Annotated in this window: 14 protein-coding genes; 4 read left to right on the top strand and 10 right to left on the bottom strand. The window is 67.1% G+C overall.

The features are described from left to right. Positions 1-207: 207 nt before the first annotated feature. The gene (locus ACNFH5_RS02840) at positions 208-630 is read left to right on the top strand and encodes an OsmC family protein (protein WP_416744060.1); all 423 of its coding nucleotides are present in this window, start codon (positions 208-210) and stop codon (positions 628-630) included. 82 nt (positions 631-712) lie between these two features. Then, entirely contained in the window at positions 713-958 is a 246-nt protein-coding gene (locus ACNFH5_RS02835; RefSeq protein WP_416744058.1) for a DUF1161 domain-containing protein, read from the top strand. Between the two features lie 64 nt (positions 959-1,022). Here the strand turns inward: ACNFH5_RS02835 and ACNFH5_RS02830 are convergent, their stop codons facing one another. From ACNFH5_RS02830 to ACNFH5_RS02820, 3 genes are all read right to left on the bottom strand, one after another. Continuing rightward, a complete protein-coding gene (locus tag ACNFH5_RS02830) occupies positions 1,023-1,385 on the bottom strand; it encodes a hypothetical protein (protein ID WP_416744057.1) in 363 nt (120 codons plus the stop codon). Positions 1,386-1,467: 82 nt separating this feature from the next. Continuing rightward, the gene (locus tag ACNFH5_RS02825; protein WP_416744056.1) at positions 1,468-1,908 is read right to left on the bottom strand and encodes a hypothetical protein; all 441 of its coding nucleotides are present in this window, start codon (positions 1,906-1,908) and stop codon (positions 1,468-1,470) included. A 43-nt stretch (positions 1,909-1,951) separates the two neighbouring features. After that, the gene (locus tag ACNFH5_RS02820) at positions 1,952-2,368 is read right to left on the bottom strand and encodes a hypothetical protein (RefSeq protein WP_017517676.1); all 417 of its coding nucleotides are present in this window, start codon (positions 2,366-2,368) and stop codon (positions 1,952-1,954) included. Between the two features lie 66 nt (positions 2,369-2,434). On the opposite strand from ACNFH5_RS02820, the gene ACNFH5_RS02815 reads away from it, so the two are divergent. Further along, a complete protein-coding gene (locus tag ACNFH5_RS02815) occupies positions 2,435-3,526 on the top strand; it encodes an aminopeptidase (RefSeq protein ID WP_416744054.1) in 1,092 nt (363 codons plus the stop codon). Positions 3,527-3,612: 86 nt separating this feature from the next. Here ACNFH5_RS02815 and ACNFH5_RS02810 read toward each other — a convergent pair whose 3' ends face one another. From ACNFH5_RS02810 to ACNFH5_RS02795, 4 genes are all read right to left on the bottom strand, one after another. Continuing rightward, a complete protein-coding gene (locus ACNFH5_RS02810; RefSeq protein ID WP_416744053.1) occupies positions 3,613-5,019 on the bottom strand; it encodes a DUF1254 domain-containing protein in 1,407 nt (468 codons plus the stop codon). A 3-nt stretch (positions 5,020-5,022) separates the two neighbouring features. After that, positions 5,023-6,381, bottom strand: coding sequence for a DUF1254 domain-containing protein (locus ACNFH5_RS02805; protein ID WP_416744052.1), 1,359 nt, complete (start codon positions 6,379-6,381; stop codon positions 5,023-5,025). Between the two features lie 108 nt (positions 6,382-6,489). Beyond that, positions 6,490-8,013, bottom strand: a complete 1,524-nt coding sequence (locus ACNFH5_RS02800; RefSeq protein ID WP_416744051.1) for a 3-hydroxyacyl-CoA dehydrogenase — start codon at positions 8,011-8,013, stop codon at positions 6,490-6,492. Between the two features lie 47 nt (positions 8,014-8,060). Further along, the gene (locus ACNFH5_RS02795; protein ID WP_416744049.1) at positions 8,061-9,692 is read right to left on the bottom strand and encodes an AMP-binding protein; all 1,632 of its coding nucleotides are present in this window, start codon (positions 9,690-9,692) and stop codon (positions 8,061-8,063) included. A gap of 208 nt (positions 9,693-9,900) precedes the next feature. Here ACNFH5_RS02795 and ACNFH5_RS02790 point away from each other — a divergent pair, with 208 nt between their 5' ends. Next, complete coding sequence (locus tag ACNFH5_RS02790) at positions 9,901-10,686, top strand: IclR family transcriptional regulator (RefSeq protein WP_416744047.1); 786 nt, start codon at positions 9,901-9,903, stop codon at positions 10,684-10,686. A 466-nt stretch (positions 10,687-11,152) separates the two neighbouring features. On the opposite strand, the gene ACNFH5_RS02785 is transcribed toward ACNFH5_RS02790, so the two are convergent. Genes ACNFH5_RS02785 through ACNFH5_RS02775 form a run of 3 tightly spaced genes read right to left on the bottom strand, consistent with a single transcriptional unit; the run spans position 11,153 to position 15,588 of the window. Further along, the gene (locus ACNFH5_RS02785) at positions 11,153-12,283 is read right to left on the bottom strand and encodes an acyl-CoA dehydrogenase family protein (RefSeq protein WP_416744045.1); all 1,131 of its coding nucleotides are present in this window, start codon (positions 12,281-12,283) and stop codon (positions 11,153-11,155) included. Positions 12,284-12,293: 10 nt separating this feature from the next. Then, positions 12,294-13,484: an acyl-CoA dehydrogenase family protein gene (locus ACNFH5_RS02780; RefSeq protein ID WP_416744044.1), complete on the bottom strand. Its 1,191-nt coding sequence runs from the start codon at positions 13,482-13,484 to the stop codon at positions 12,294-12,296. Between the two features lie 10 nt (positions 13,485-13,494). Further along, positions 13,495-15,588, bottom strand: a complete 2,094-nt coding sequence (locus tag ACNFH5_RS02775) for a 3-hydroxyacyl-CoA dehydrogenase NAD-binding domain-containing protein (RefSeq protein WP_416744042.1) — start codon at positions 15,586-15,588, stop codon at positions 13,495-13,497. Between the last annotated feature and the right edge of the window lie 199 nt (positions 15,589-15,787).

Below are 15,787 nucleotides of genomic sequence, written 5' to 3'. Positions count from 1 at the left end.
CGTGAATCGAGGCCGGGCTCCGCGAGGGGCCCGGCCTTTTTCATGCACCGACGTTGTGTAGGAGCGAGCTTGCTCGCGAACGGGATGGCACCGTGCCGTGCAGGTTCGCGAGCAAGCTCGCTCCTACAAAGGACAGTGCGAAAAGCTGAACCCTGCGCGCGTCGCCGCCTCGAACGTCCTGACTGCAATCCACGCGGAGGACGCGACATGAAGAAATCGGCATCGGCCCACTGGCAGGGTGGCCTGAAGGACGGCAAGGGCACGATCTCCACCGAAAGCGGCGCGCTCAAGTCGCAACCCTACGGCTTCAACACCCGTTTCGAAGGCGCGCCGGGCACCAACCCGGAAGAACTGATCGGCGCGGCCCACGCGGGCTGCTTCTCCATGGCTCTGTCGATGATGCTTGGCGAGGCTGGCCTTACTGCTGACAGCATCGACACCCAGGCTGAAGTCAGCCTTGAGAAACTCACCGACGGCTTCGCCATCACCGCCGTGCACCTGACGTTGAAGGCCAAGGTGCCGGGCACCGACGCGCAGACCTTCCAGGCCATCGCCGACAAGGCCAAGGCTGGCTGCCCGGTCTCGCGGGTGCTCAACGCACGCATCACCCTCGACGCCAGCCTCGAATGAGCCCGCGCGGCACTCTGTCCGGCGATGGAGGTCCACCGTTAGGATAGGGTGCCCCACCGTGGGGCTTTGACGAGGGAATGTGATGACGACGAAGAAGTGGGCCGTGGCGACCGGCGTGGCGCTGCTGCTGGCGAGCGGCGCGAGCTGGGCGGCGGTGAAGCCGTGCGAAGAGCTCAAGGCCGAGATCGAAACCAAGATCCAGGCCGCCGGGGTGACCTCCTACACCCTGGAAATCGTGGACAAGGCCGAGGTGAAGGACCCGAACATGGTGGTCGGCACCTGCGACAACGGCAAGCGGCGAATCATCTACCAGAAGAACGACAGCTGAGTTCTGCGCGCGGGTGCTTGCTTGTAGGGGCGGGCCATGCCCGCTCCCACAGGGAAAGCCCGATTCAGAGGTCCAGCAGGTAACCCGCTGCGGCCGCGCTCAAGGCCAGCGCCGAGAACACCAGGGCCGGTTTCGACGTCAGTAGCCTGAGCATCATCTGGCTGACCTTGTGACGAGCCTCCCAGCGGATCTTGCGTAGCTCGTCAGCGGCCTCGGGGTGGATGTCGCGGATGAAGTACGTGCTGCTGTAGATCAGGTAACGCGCCTGCTTCATCTCGCTCACATTGGGGCAGGCGATGGAGAACAGCGGGCTGCCATCGCGGGCGACGCCGACCTTGAAGACGTAAGAGTCCAGCCCGTGCCGGCGCAGGGCCGAGTTCAGGTACTCGGCCAGCGCTTCATCCTTGAAATCGAGCAGCGTATGCATGTGGTCGCGAGGCTCCGCTCACTGGGAGCGCGACTGTACGACAGGATGCTGCGCGGGAGAAACGCTTCGACTAGTGAGCGACTCAGAACGGCCCGCAGCGCACCGCGCCCTGGAAGTCCGTCTTCGCCACCAGCTTGCCGTTGGCGTCCGTCAGCAGTGCCAGGGCGCTGCGTAATTGCGGGCGCAGCTCCAGGCGGTAGCGCTGGCCGGCGGCGAAGTCGTCGTAGGTTACCTTGACCCGGCAGGTCAGCTCCGAGGGGTCGGTCATCTGGCCCATGCCGCCGCCGCTGGAGACTTCGTACTGGAAGCGCACCACCAGCTCGTGGCGCCCCGGCGTCACCTGGTAGAAGCGGCCGTCGGTCACCGACTTGCCGTCCAGGCGCTCGGCCATCAGGGTCTTGCCCGGCGTGGTGTAGAGGTCGACCCAGGCCATCTGCGGGTCGTGGGCGGGCAGCGGGCTGGCGCAGCCGGCGAGCAGGGCGAGGCTCAGGGAAAGCGGGCCAGGCAGGTAGCGCGGACGCATGTTGGTTCACCGTGGGATGGGCTCATCCCACAGCATACCCCGCTCAGGCCTTGGCGCAGCCCCGTTCGCGACCGCGAGCGATCTCGCCGCCCTGGGCGTCGTAGAGCTTGGCCCAGGGGCGGAAGCCAATGCTGCCGGTCTCCAGGCGGTAGCGCTGGCCGGCGCTGAATTCCTTGTATTGCACCGTCATTTCGCAGTCGCGCCACAGCGCCTCGTCCACCGGGCCGATATCCACAGGTTCTACCTGGAACTGGAAGCGCACGCGCAGTTCGTGGGAGCCCGGGTCGACCTCGAAGTAGCGGGTGCTGGACCATTCCTTGTTGTCCACTTCCATGGCCGCCAGGTCGCTCTGGCTATTGGTATCCAGATCGACCCAGGCGCGGTTCGGGTCCGGCTGGGGCATCAGCATCGAACAGCCGCTCAGGGCGAGCAGGCCGGCAGGTATGAGAAGGGCGCGCATCGGGGGTGGCTCCTGGGTCAAGGGGGGCGGCAGCGAGCGGACCAGGCGCTGTGCTATGTTCCGCGCATGCCCTTCCGCCTTCTTATCCCGACACTCGACCGCCGCCTGTGCCGCTGGGTTCCCTGCCTGGCCATCTGGGCGCTGAGCGGTTGTTCCACCGTGGGTTATTACGGCCAGTTGGCGGACGGCCAGTTGCGCCTGCTTGCCGCCCGCGAGCCGGTGGCTGAAGTGGTCGCCGACCCTACCCGCGACCCTGCGCTGCGCCAGCGCCTGGAGCTGTCCCAGGAGGCGCGCGCCTTTGCCAGCGCCGAGCTGGGTCTGCCGGACAACCAGAGCTACCGCCTCTACGCCGACATCCATCGGCCCAACGTGGTGTGGAACGTGTTCGCTACGCCCGAGCTGTCGCTGCAGCCGCTGACCCACTGCTTCCCCATCGCCGGCTGCGTGGCTTATCGCGGCTACTACGGCGACAAGGGCGCGCAGGCCGAGGCGAAGCGCCTGAAGGAGCAGGGACTGGATGTCTATATTGGCGGCGTGGAGGCCTATTCGACCCTCGGCTGGTTCGACGACCCGATCCTCAGCAGCATGCTGCGCTGGGGTGACCAGCGCCTGGCCGAGACGATCTTCCACGAGCTGGCGCACCAGAAGTTCTATTTGCCGGGTGATACGGCCTTCAACGAGTCCTACGCGTCCTTCGTCGAGGAAGAAGGCGGCCGCCGCTGGCGCGCTGCGCGCAACCTGCCGGATGAATCGCCGCTGCTGGCCGAGCAACGCAAGCGCTTCACCCAACTGGTGCTCGATACCCGCGAGCGCTTGCAGGCGCTGTATGCCAGCCCGCGCAGCGACGCGCAAAAGCGTGCCGGCAAGGCCGCCGAGTTCGAGCGCCTGCGCCGCGACTACGCGCAGATGCGCGATCATGACTGGGGCGGCAAGGCGCCGTTCGACGCCTGGGTCAACGGGCCGATGAACAACGCCAAGCTGTTGCCCTTTGGCCTCTACGACCAGTGGGTGCCTGCCTTTGCGGCGTTGTTCAGGCAGGTGGGCGGTAACTGGCCGGCGTTCTTCGCGCGAGTGGAAAAGCTTGGGGCGTTGCCGCCAGCGGAGCGCAAGGCGGCGTTGGAGAAGCTGAAAGCCGGGGAGTTCGTCAGCTTCCAGTAGTGTTTTCGGGGAACCGGTTCGCGCAAGGCCATGACGTGTAGGAGCGCGCTTGCTCGCGAACCGATACCTGACGGCGGCGGCGCGCCTTACGCCCGCTCCACTCCCGGCATCTTCCACACCCCGCCCACCACTTCCTGCTTCGGCCCGTAGATACGCAGGATGACGTTGAACGGCCCCTGCTGCGTCGACGGCAGCCAGTTGGCTTCCTGCGCCTTGCCGGGTGAATCCGCCTGGATGTACAGCGTTACTCCGCCGTCTGCGTCGCGCACGAGGTGGTCGCGGCTGCTCAGGCAGTAGCGCTGGATCGGGTTGTCCACCAACTGGCGGTCCGGCAGATCGTAGAGAGTGATCGACCAGAACTCCTTCGCCGGCGGCAACGCGCCCGGTGCGAAGCGCAGGCGATAGCGCTGGCCGCCCACCAGCGGCTGCTGGCTGACGTCGCTGCGGGTGCCGAAATAGATCGCCTCCTCCACGCTGTTGCCGTAGATGCCGCTGGCCGCCGCCGCGGCGCGGGCCAGGTAGTCGTTGTGCATCGCCGCGCGGGTGCCGAACAGGCCGGCGGACGAGCGTAGCGTGGCGCCTTTCGCCTTCAGTTCCGCTACGCCCTGCTGGATGCCGGCGCCCAGCGCCTGGCGCTGTTCGGGCGACAGTGCGGCCGGGTCGAACCGTAGCCCCGCGCCGATGCCGAGCTGGGCAAAACGCTCGCGCAGCTCGATTTCGCTCGGGTCCACCGGGCAGAAGGCGAGGATCTGGTTCAGGTGCGCGATGAAGGCCGGACCGAGGTCACGGGGATATTCCCAGGGCAGCCAGTTCACCGCTGGCGCGCCGACCGGCGCCGGGCGGCCGGCGAACTCGTGCAGCGGGCGCAGACGGTACTGCTGTTGCAACTCGCGCACGGCGGGCAGGTCGTTGGCATCGCGCAGGCCGGTGCGGCCCAGGATCATGGCGATCTGCGTTTCGCTGCGCAGCACCTGGCGCACGCCCGCGGGTGTACTGCCCTGCCAGTCCGGCCCGGCAATCAGGTAGTCGCCGGCCTCGTGGCCGGTGCTGAGCACGCCGACGTAGCCGAAGTTGAACGTGTATTGGTCCACCAGTTGGTGCACGTAGTAACGGTCCTCGGGCACAGCAGGCACGCTGAGCACCCAGGGCTCGGCGCGCAGGTCGAGCCAGGCCCAGGAGTAGGGCGTGTCGTTGTTGGGCGTGACGATGTCGCGGTTCTTCGGCGTGAACAGTTCGCTGTAGTGGCGGAACACGCCGAAGCCGCCGACATACTCCGGCGATTTCGCATCGAGCGCCTGCTTCTGCATCGTCTGGTAGTGCATCAGCATCGGGTAGGCGTAGAGCCACGCCTGGCGAATGGTTTCCTGGAGCATGGCGGGATCACGCACCGGGGAGGGGGTTGCGGCCAGCAGCCAGCTCGGACAAACACCCAGGCCGAAGCCGAGCGCACCGCTGGCGCCGAGGAGACGGCGGCGGGTCAGGTTCGGATTCATGGCCTACTCCTGGGTGGCGATCGGCTGGGCGACGAGGGGCTGCACGGCCGGTGGCAGGTACTCGCCCTTGAGCGCCTTTTGCTGCGGCAGGTACATGCGCAGGATCAGGTTGAACGAGCCCGCTGGCGCCGGCAGCCAGTTGTCGGTGCTGGCCGGCCGGGCATGCTGGATGGTCAGGGTCAGGCCGCCATCGGCATCCTTCTTCAGAGCGCTGGCGCTGTTGATGGCGTAGCGATTCAGCGCATTGGCGGCGAGCATCTGCGTCTTGCCGTCGTAGAGGGTGACGGACCAGAAGGCATCCACCGGCGGCAACTGGCCCGCAGCGAAGTGCAGACGATAGGCACGACTGCCGTCGAGCGCCTGTCCGGCGGCGTCGACACGGGTGAGCGGGTACATCGCTTCGGCGGGGTCGTTGGCATAGATGTACTTCCAGGCGACCGCCGCGCGCGTCAGGTCGTCGTTGCCGTAGTGGCCGATGTTGGTCGGCGAGTTCTGCCAGCCATTGACCGGCGCGGCGAAGCGCTCGGTGGCGGCGACGATTTTTTCGCGCCCGGCCTCGGCGCCCTGCTCCACCGCCTGGGCGATGTCCGCCGGCAACTGTGTGGCGTCGAAGGGATTGCCGGTGCCCACGCCGATCTGCGCGAACTGCTTCAAGCGCTCCTGTTCTTCCGGGCTCCAGGCATGCCAGGCGGAGAGGCCGTTGAAGTCGATGAAGACGTTCTCCGCCGGGCCTTCCTTGGTCGGCAGATACTGCGGCACGTCGATCTTGTGCGGCAGCAGCGTGGGCTTGGTGCTGCGCAGCTTGTAGCCGTCCATCACGGCCTTGGCGGCGTCGAGGTCGGCTTCGCCATCCACTGCCGTGCGGCCGAGCAGGAAGACGATGCGGCTGGGCGAACGGATCACCTTGCCGTTGAAGTCCTCGGGTGTCTTGCCGTCCCAGTCGGGACCGGCGATCAGGAAACTGCCCGCGTCGCGCCCGGTGGCGCGGGTGCCGATGTAGTCGAGGTTGTTGGTACGCATGTCGATCAGCTGGAAGCTGTAGTAGCGCTGCGGAACCGCCGGCACGCTGAGCAGCACCGGATGTTCGCGCAGGTCGAGCAGCGCATAGGAGTAGAGCGTGTCGTTGTTCGGCGAGACCACGGTGCGGTCTTCCGGGCCGAGCAGCGTGGTCTTGTTGTACAGGTAGTTCACCGGCAGCTTGGCGGCGATGGCTTGCAGGGTCTTGCCGTGCTCGGCGGTGGCGAAGGCGAACAGGTAGGCCTGCTCGGCCAGGTCGCGGGCCTGTTGCGGCGTCGGCCCGGCGGCCCAGGCGTGGCCGGCGAACAGGGGAAGCAGGGCGAGTGCGGGCAGCCAGTGGCGCATGAGGTGTTCCTCGTTGTTCTTGTTGGCATGTCGCCGGCCAGAGTGCTCCACGGCGCTGCGCTCACAGTTAGCGCCAGCGGACAGAAAACGATCATCGCCGCTGGCGCACTACTCCGCCCGATCCGGGCTATGCAGCGGCAAATCCAGCTGCACCCGTCGCCGCAGCCAGGGACTGGGCCGGTAGCGTGCCTCGCCGTAGCAGGCCTGCAGGCCCTGGAGGATGGTGAGGATGCGCGCCGCGCCGTAGTGCTCGCCGAAGGCCAGCGGGCCCAGGGGATAGCCCAGTGCCAGTTGCACCGCGCGGTCCAGCGTCACTGGCGTAGCGATGCCGCGCAGGGCGATCTCGCAGCCCAGGTTGACGATGCCGGCGACCACCCGCTGGCTGATAAAGCCGGGCGAGTCGTTGATCACTTCCACCGGCACGCCGTCGCTGCCCAGCGCCTGGCGCGCCTGCGCCTCCAGCGCCGGGTCGAGCGCCGGCTGGCGCATCAGCACGCGACGGCGGTCCAGTTCGGTGAAGGTCTCCAGCGCCAGGCTGCGTTCCGGCGGCAGGCCGAGGGCGTCGATGCGCGTGCTGGCATCCACGCCCAGCGGAGTGACCAGGCAGATGGCGCGCGACGACGGCGCCTCGCCGGTCTCCAGTACCACGCCGCCGAGGGTGAGTATCGCCGCCACGCGGTGGCGCAGCTCCGGGTCCTGGCTGTCGAGCCAATAGGGGCGATTGAGCAGCACGGGTTCGTACTGCTCTTGCGGCTCGCGCACCGGCTGGCCGTCGCGGTAGCGGTAGAAGCCCTCGCCGCTCTTGCGCCCCAGCAGACCGCCGGCGACACGTTGCGCGGCCAGGGGCGACGGGGTGTAGCGTGGGTCCTGGTAGAACTGTTGGTAGAGCGACTCCATCACCGCGTGGGAAACGTCCAGGCCGGTCAGGTCGAGCAGCTCGAAGGGGCCCATGCGAAAGCCCACGCCGTCACGCAGGATGCGGTCGATCTGCGCCGGGCTGGCAATGCCTTCGCCGAGGATGCGCAGCGCTTCGGTGCTGAAGGCGCGGCCGGCGTGGTTGACGATGAAGCCAGGGCTATCCGGCGACACCGCCGGGTAATGCCCGGCCTGCTCCGCCAGTCGGCTCAGGCGGCGCACGACCGACTCGCTGGTGCGCTGGCCGCGCACCACCTCGACGATGCGCATCAGCGTCACCGGGTTGAAGAAATGGAAGCCGGCGACCCGTTCCGGGCGCTGGCAGCGCGCGGCGATACGGGTGACCGAGAGCGATGAGGTGTTGCTCGCCAGCACGGCATCCGGCGCCACGCGTTTTTCCAGCTCGGCGAGCAGCGCCTGCTTGGCGCCCAGGTCCTCGATGATGGCCTCGACCAGCAGGTCGCAGTCGGCCAGTTCGTCGAGGCTGTGGGTCGGCAGCAGGCGTTGCATCGTCGCGCCGAGTGCGTCAGGGCTGAGCTTGCCCTTGGCCACCGAACGCTCCAGCAGTTCGCGGTTGAAGGCCAGGGCCTGCTCCACGGTCTGCGGGTTGCTGTCGTACAACCGCACCGGCAGGCCGGCACTGGCGAACAGCTGGGCGATGCCGCGGCCCATGGCCCCGGCGCCGATGACGCCGATACGGTGGAAGGACTCGGTCATGCTGCGGCTCTCGTCGTGCGCACCTGCATCAACCATAGACGTTGTGCTCACACGGTGGCCCTTTTCGCCAGCTCCAGATCGCGCAGCTGACGGCGCAGCAGTTTGCCGACACTGGTCTTGGGCAGCTCGTCGAGCACCTCGACGAAGCTCGGCACCTTGTAGCCGGTGAGGTGCTCCCGGCAGTGGGCGATGATCTGCGCTGGCGCCAGGGAATCGTCCTTGAGGCTGACGAACAGCTTCACCGACTCGCCCTTGCGCTCGTCGGGCACGCCGATGGCCACGCACTCGCGCACGCCCGGGTGGCGCATCACTGCGTCCTCCACTTCGTTGGGGAACACGTTGAAACCCGAGACCAGGATCATGTCCTTCTTGCGGTCGACGATCTTGAGCATGCCGTCGGCGTCCAGTTCGGCGATGTCGCCGGTCTTCAGCCAGCCGTCCTCGGTCAATACCTGGGCGCTCTCCTCCGGGCGCTGCCAGTAACCCTGCATGACCTGTGGGCCGCGCAGCCACAATTCGCCGGGCTGGTCGGGGCCGGTGTCATTGCCCTCCTCGTCCACGGTGCGCAGCTCGGTATCCACCAGCGCCTGGCCGACGTAGCCCTCACGATACGGGCTGAGCAAGGTACCGGTGGAGACCACCGGGGAAGCCTCGGTCAGGCCGAAGCCTTCGCGCACCGGCGCACCGGTCGCCGCTTCCCAGCGCCGGCCCACTTCGCGGTTCAGCGGCGCACCGCCGGAGGTCACCCACTTCAGGTGGCTGAAGTCGATGACGGGGAAATCCGGGTGGTTCATCAGGCCGACGAACAGGGTGTTGATCCCGCTCATCAGGGTGAAGGGATAGCGGCGCATGGCGCCGATGATCTCGTCGAGGTTGCGCCCATCGCGGATGAATACCGTGTGCAGGCCCATGCCCACCGAGCTCAGCAGGTTCGTCGAGAACGCCATGATGTGGTAGAGCGGCAGTGGCGCGATGCGCACGTCGCTGGCCGGCTCCAGCAGGCCGGGGCGCAGGAACAGTTCCAGGGTCTGCACGACGTTGGCGATCAGGCTGCGGTGGCTGAGCATCGCGCCCTTGGAAACGCCCGTGGTGCCGCCGGTGTATTGCAGTAGCGCGAGGCGATCCAACCCCGGCTCGGCGTCCACAGGTGGCGCCTCGGCGCCCAGGCGCAGGGCCTGTTGGAAGCGCGTGCAGTCGGCTTCGTCACTGTCGAGCTGCGGACGTTCGATGTCGTCGATCGAGGTCAGCAGCACCTGCCGCACCTCGCTGTGCGCCTGCACGCCACGCAGCAGCGGCAGCAGGCGGTCGAGCAGGAGCACGGCAATGGCGCCGGAGTCGGCCAACTGGTGGCGCAACTCGCTCGCGGTGTACTGCGGGTTGGTGTTCACCAGTACCACGCCGGCCTTCAGTGCGCCGAAGGTGGCGATGGGGTACTGCAGGGAGTTGGGCAACATCAGCGCCAGGCGCTCGCCCGGTTGCAGGCCGGCGTGGTGGCGCAGGTAGCGGGCGAAGGCGTCGGCTTGGCGCTCGAGTTCGGCGAAGGTGAGATGACTGTCGCCGCAGGAGAAGGCGAGGCGTTCGGGAAACTCGCGACAGGCATCGCGCAGCAGGTCGTGGAGGTTCTGGTAGCCGTGACGGGCGATCTCGCGGGCTACGTGACCGGTCGGTTGAGCGGACATCGACTTCTCCGTTGCTTTTCCGAGCCTGGATCGGCTCTGGCTTCGAATTGTTGTTCTGCACAGCGAAACAGTGTGTCGAAATCGATGGTATGCGATAGGCTAGCTGCGTGCAATGAGCGCACGCGGACCGCTGCGAGGCGAGGGGGCTATCTGCTATCGTTCGCCCGCGCCGCGCGTGGCGCCGCAGAAATGATCCCGCCGAGGCCCCATGAGCGACGAAGTCGAAGACAGCAGCAACCCCAAGGACCGCAAGTACGTCGAGGCCCTCGCCCGCGGCCTGGATGTGCTGCGCGCCTTCACCCACGGCTCGGTGGTGCTCGGCAACCAGGAAATCTCGCGGATCACCGGCCTGCCCAAGGCAACGGTGTCGCGCATGACCTACACCCTGACCCAGCTCGGCTACCTCTGCTACTCGCAGCAGCACGAGAAGTACCAGCTGGATTCCGGCGTGCTGGCGCTGGGTTACGCCTACGTCTCCAACCTGCGCGTCCGCCAGCTGGCCAAGCCGTACATGGATGCCTTCGCTCGCCGCACCAACACCACGGTCGGCCTGACCTGCCGGGACTGGCTGTCGATGATCTACGTGGAAAACTGCCGTCCGCCGGAAGCCACTTCGCTGCGCATGGACGCCGGTGTGCGCCTGCCATTGGCAACCACCGCCGCCGGCCGCGCCTACCTCGCCGCGACCCCGCAGCAGGAGCGCGAGCACCTGCTGTCGGCGCTGCAGGAGCGGCATGAGGGCGACTGGTCCGTGATGCGTGCCTCGCTGGATGCTTCCTTCGAGGAGTATTACGAGCACGGTTTCTGCCTGTCGCTGGGCGACTGGGACCGTAACGTGCGCGCCGCTGGCGTGCCGCTGCGCCTGGCCGATGGTGGCCTGATGGCGCTGACCTGCGGGGCGCCGTCATTCCAGCTCAGCGAGGAAACCCTGCGCGGGTCGCTGGCCCATGAGCTGGAGATATTGGCGCGGGATATCGAGAGCCTCGGGGCCTGATTTTTTCCGAGCTTTCGTAGGAGCGGAGCTTCTCCGCGATGCTTTTCGTTTGGGTGTTCTGCGTCGCCTCGGCTTGCGCTGATAGATTTTTTTCGCCCCCTCGGGCGCCCCACTTTGGAGAGACCCAAAGTGGGCAAAGGTCTTGCCCCTCCATCCGGTTTTTCGCTTGGGGCGAAAAATACCCTCGTTGAGTCGGAATTTCAGGGGCACGCGCTGACGGGCCATCCCTGGCCCGACAGCGCTCTCGCGACATCCATGTCGCTCAACCCCTGAAACTCCGCTTCAACGAGGCCTCCTGAAAGGGGCGCTTCGGAGTGCGCTGACATTTCTCTGGAATTCTTTAGAACCAAAGCCTGAGCTGAGGTGTTTTCTGTAGGAGCGAGCTTGCTCGCGAACAGGTTCGCCGGCAGCTCCAATGCTGGGCGGTTCGCGAGCAAGCTCGCTCCTACAAGGGCAGGTGCATGCGTTACGCCACTTCCATCAACCCCGCGTACACCTTCAGGTGATGGTCGTCGTCACCCAACTGGTGGCTGAGCATCACCAGGCGCTTGGCGTGGTGAGCGAGTACGTATTCCCAGGTCATGCCGATGCCGCCGTGCAGCTGGATCGCCTGTTCCGCCACATAGCGCGCCGCACGGGTGACGATGAACTTGGCGGCGGCCAGGGTGCGGCTGCGCTCGGCGCTGTCGGGCTGGTCGGCGACGCAGGCGGCGAGGATCGCCATGCTGGTGGCCTGTTCCAGCTCACTGCGCATGTCCACCATGCGGTGCTGCAGCACCTGGAACTTGCCGATCGGGATGCCGAACTGCTTGCGCGTCTTCAAATAGTCCAGGGTCAGCGCGCAGGCTTCCTGCAGGCTGCCGAGGGCTTCGGCGCACTGCGCGGCAAGGGCGCGGCCCTGCTGGTAACGCAGCGCCGCTAGCGCCTCGCCCGGCACGCCGAGGGCTTCGCCAACAGCGCCATCGAGGAACAGCTCACAGGCGCGCTGGCCGTCCACCGTCGGGTACTCGCGGCGGCTGACGCCGCCTTGCTGTGGATCGATGAGGAACAGGCCGATGCCCGCCTCGTCCCGCGCAGTGCCTGCTACTCGAGCCGAAACGAGTATCGCCGTGGCGCTCTGCCCGCCGATAACCACCGCCTTGCGGCCGCTCAGTTTCCAGCTATCGCCGGCCTGCTCCGCGCGGGTCTGCACGTCGTGCAGGTGGTAATGGCTTTGCGGTTCTTCGAACGCGACCGCGAGCTGCGCTTCGCCGCTGGCGATGCGCGGCAGCCAATGGGCCTTCTGCGCATCGCTGCCCAACTGGGCGATCAGCCCGCCGGCGTGCACCACCGATTGCAGGTACGGCTCCAGGCAAAGCCCACGGCCCAGCTCGGTAAGCACCAGCATGCTCTCGACACCACTGCCGAAGCCGCCGTATGCCTCGGGTAGCGCCACCGAAGTCAGCCCCAGCTCGCCGAGCTGGCGCCAGAAGTCAGCGCTGTAGCCCAGCTCGGAGCGGCTGAAGCCTTCGCGCTTGTCGAACGGGTAGGCGTCGCGCACCAGGCGCGCCGCGGTGTCCTGCAGCATCTGCTGCTCTTCGCTCAGTTTGAAGTCCATGGTCAGCCCCTCACAGCTCGAGAATCATCTTGGAGACGATGTTCTTCTGGATTTCATTGGAGCCGCCAAAGATCGACAGCTTGCGCAGGTTGAAGTACTGGCTGGCTGGCGCCGCCGAGTAGTCCGCGTGCAGCGGTTCGGCGCCCAGCTCGAATTCGTCTTCGATGAAGGGCAGCGCGTAGGGGCCGAGCACCTTGCGCAGCAGGTGGCTGATCGCCTGGCGGATTTCCGTGCCCTTCACCTTCAGGATCGAGCTTTCCGCTCCCGGCACACCGCCTTCGCGGGCGGCGGCGAGGATGCGCAGCGTGCTCATCTCGATGGCCATCAGCTGCATTTCCACTTCCGCTACCTGGGCGCGGAACAGCGGGTCTTCGAGCATCGGCTTGCCCTCGCACAGCTCTCGGCCGGCCACGCGCTTGAGGTGCGCGAGCACCGCCTTGGACGCGCCGATGCCGGCCAGGCCGGTGCGCTCGTAGGTGAGCAGGTACTTGGCGCAGGTCCAGCCTTCGTTCTCGCGGCCCACCAGGTTTTCCACCGGTACGCGCACGTTGTCGAAGAACACCTCGTTGACCTCGTGCTCGCCGTCCAGGGTGATGATCGGGCGCACGGTGATGCCCGGCGTCTGCATGTCGATCAGCAGGAAGCTGATGCCGCGCTGCTGCTGCGCCTCGGGGTCGGTGCGCACCAGGCAGAAGATCCAGTCGGCGTGCTGGCCGAGGGTGGTCCAGGTCTTCTGGCCGTTCACCACGTAGTGATCGCCGTCGCGCACCGCGCGGGTCTTCAGCGAAGCGAGGTCGGAGCCGGCACCTGGCTCGGAGTAGCCCTGGCACCACCAGTCGGTGCCGTCGAGGATGCGCGGCAGGTAGTGCGCCTGCTGCTCGGGCGTGCCGAACCTGATGATAACCGGGGCGACCATGTTGACGCCGAAGGGGATGGTGCGCGGCGCGCCGAAGGCGGCGCATTCCTCTTCGAAGATGTGCTTCTGCACGGCGTTCCAGCCGGTGCCGCCAAACTCCTCGGGCCAGTGCGTGGCGTACCAGCCCTGTTCGGCGAGCACACGCTGCCAGCGCTGGTGGTCGCCCTTGTTCAGGTGTTTGCCCAGGCGCACCTTGCTGGCGATGTCCTGGGGCAGTTTGCTGTCGAGGAAGTGGCGTACTTCATCGCGGAACGCCAGTTCGTCGGGGGTGAAATGGATGTCCATGGCAGGTCCTCTACAGATCGGCGAAGCGGCGGCCTTCGGCCGCCAGGCGTTCGAGCAGTGGTGCGGGTTGCCACCAGGCGCCGAGGCGCTGGTGGAATTCGCGGATTCGTTCGAGCACACGGGCAAGGCCGATGCTGTCGGCATGGAACAGCGGGCCGCCACGCCAGGCGGGGAAGCCGTAGCCGTTGAGGAAGATCACGTCGACGTCGCTGGCGCGCTGGGCGATGCCTTCGTCGAGGATGTTCGCCGCCTCGTTGATCAGCGCGTAGATGCAGCGCTCGACGATTTCCTCGTCGCTCACCGGCCCACGGGTGATGCCACGGTCGGCCGCGGCCTGCTCCAGCATGGCCGGCAACGCCGGGTTGTCCTGCGGGGCGCGGTCACCCTCGCCGTACTGGTAGAAGCCGGTGCCGCTCTTCTGCCCGAGCATGCCGGCGGCGATCAGGTGGTCGAGCACGGTCGGCAGCGTCTGGCCGGGTTTCAGGTTCGGCCGCTGGCGCGAGCGGATCGCGTGGCTGATGTCCAGGCCGGACAGGTCGCGCACCGCCAGCGGCCCCATGGCCATGCCGAAGGCGCGCAGCGCATGGTCCACCTGCGCGGGTGTGGCGCCCTCCTCCAGCAGGAACTCGGCCTGGCGGCCGTACTGGAAGATCATGCGGTTGCCGACGAAGCCATCGCATACGCCGACCACTACCGCGACCTTCTTCAGGCGCTTGCCCAGTTGCATCGCGCTGGCCAGCACGGTGTCCGAGGTGGCCTTGCCGCGCACCACTTCGAGCAGGCGCATGACGTTGGCCGGGCTGAAGAAGTGCAGGCCGACCACGTCCTGAGGGCGTTGGGTGAAGGCGGCGATTTCGTCGAGGTCCAGCGAGGATGTGTTGCTGGCGAGGATCGCGCCGGGTTTGCAGGCGACGTCCAGCTGCTCGAAGACCTGGCGCTTCACGTCCAGGCTTTCGAACACCGCTTCGACCACCACGTCCGCATCGCCCAGCGCAGCGTAATCGAGCACGCCGCTGATCAGGCCCATGCGCCGCTCCATCTCCTCGGCGCCCAGGCTGCCACGCGTCACGCTGGCGGCGTAGGTGCTGCGGGCGCGGTCAAGGCCGCGTTGCAGGGCTTCGTCGTTCACCTCCAGCAGCTTGACCGGGATGCCGGCGTTGGCGAAGCACAGGACGATGCCGACGCCCATGGTGCCGCCGCCAATCACGGCGGCGTTGCGCACCTCGCGCGGCTGGATGCCGGCCGCCAGGCCTTCGACCTTGGCTGCCTCGCGCTCGGCGAAGAAGGCGTGGATCTGCGCGGCGCGTTGCGGCGACTCCATGCATTGCTGGAACAGCGCACGCTCGCGCACCAGGCCTTCGCGCAGCGGCAATTGGCTGGCGGCTTCCACGGCGTCGATGCAGCGTTGCGGCGCGAACTGGCCGGGCAGGCGCTTGTGCACCTCGCCGCGATTGTGGGCGATCAGCGCGGCCACGCCGGCTTGCTGCACGCGTTCATTGCGCTCGCCGGTGCGGCGCGGGCCCTTGCCGTCTGCCAGCAGGCGCTGGGCGAAGGCGAGGCCGGCTTCGATGAGGTCGCCGTCGAACAGTTCATCGAGGATGGCGTTTTCCAAGGCTTGCGGCGCGCGGATCGGCGCGCCGCTGACGATCATGTCCAAAGCCATCTCGATGCCGGCCAGGCGCGGCAGACGCTGGGTGCCGCCCGCGCCAGGAAGCAGACCGAGCTTCACTTCCGGCAGGCCGACCTGGGCGTCGCGGCGGGCGATGCGGTAATGGCAGGACAGCGCGACTTCCAGCCCGCCACCCAGCGCGGTGCCATGGATCACGGCAACGCTGGGTTTGGTCGAACCTTCGATGATCTCGACCACTTCCGGCAGCGAAGGCGCCTGCGGCGGCTTGCCGAACTCGCGGATATCGGCGCCGGCCATGAAGGTGCGCCCGGCACAGACCAGCACCACCGCGCGCACCTGCGGATCGGCCTCCGCCTGTTGGAAGGCGGCGAGCAGGCCAGCACGGACGGCTTGTCCGAGGGCATTCACCGGTGGGTTGTCGACCGTCACCAGGGCTATCTCGCCCCGGCGTTCGAGCAGTACCGCTTCTGACATGCTGTGCTCCGTTTAGACTTGTTTTAACGGAATGATGTTTCGCTGTGCAGAATACGATGCTGATTTTTGCTTGTCGATAGGACGGGCCAGCTCTTTGTAGGAGCGAGCTTGCTCGCGAACAGATTTGCCGGTGGCTCTGATGTTGGGTGGTTCGCGAGCAAGCTCGCTCCTACAAGGGGCTCTTGCGCTCAGGCTTGCC

This window comes from Pseudomonas sp. NY15435, from assembly GCF_048068295.1.
Classification (GTDB): Bacteria; Pseudomonadota; Gammaproteobacteria; order Pseudomonadales; family Pseudomonadaceae; genus Pseudomonas.
This window is presented reverse-complemented; position numbering and strand designations above follow the sequence as displayed.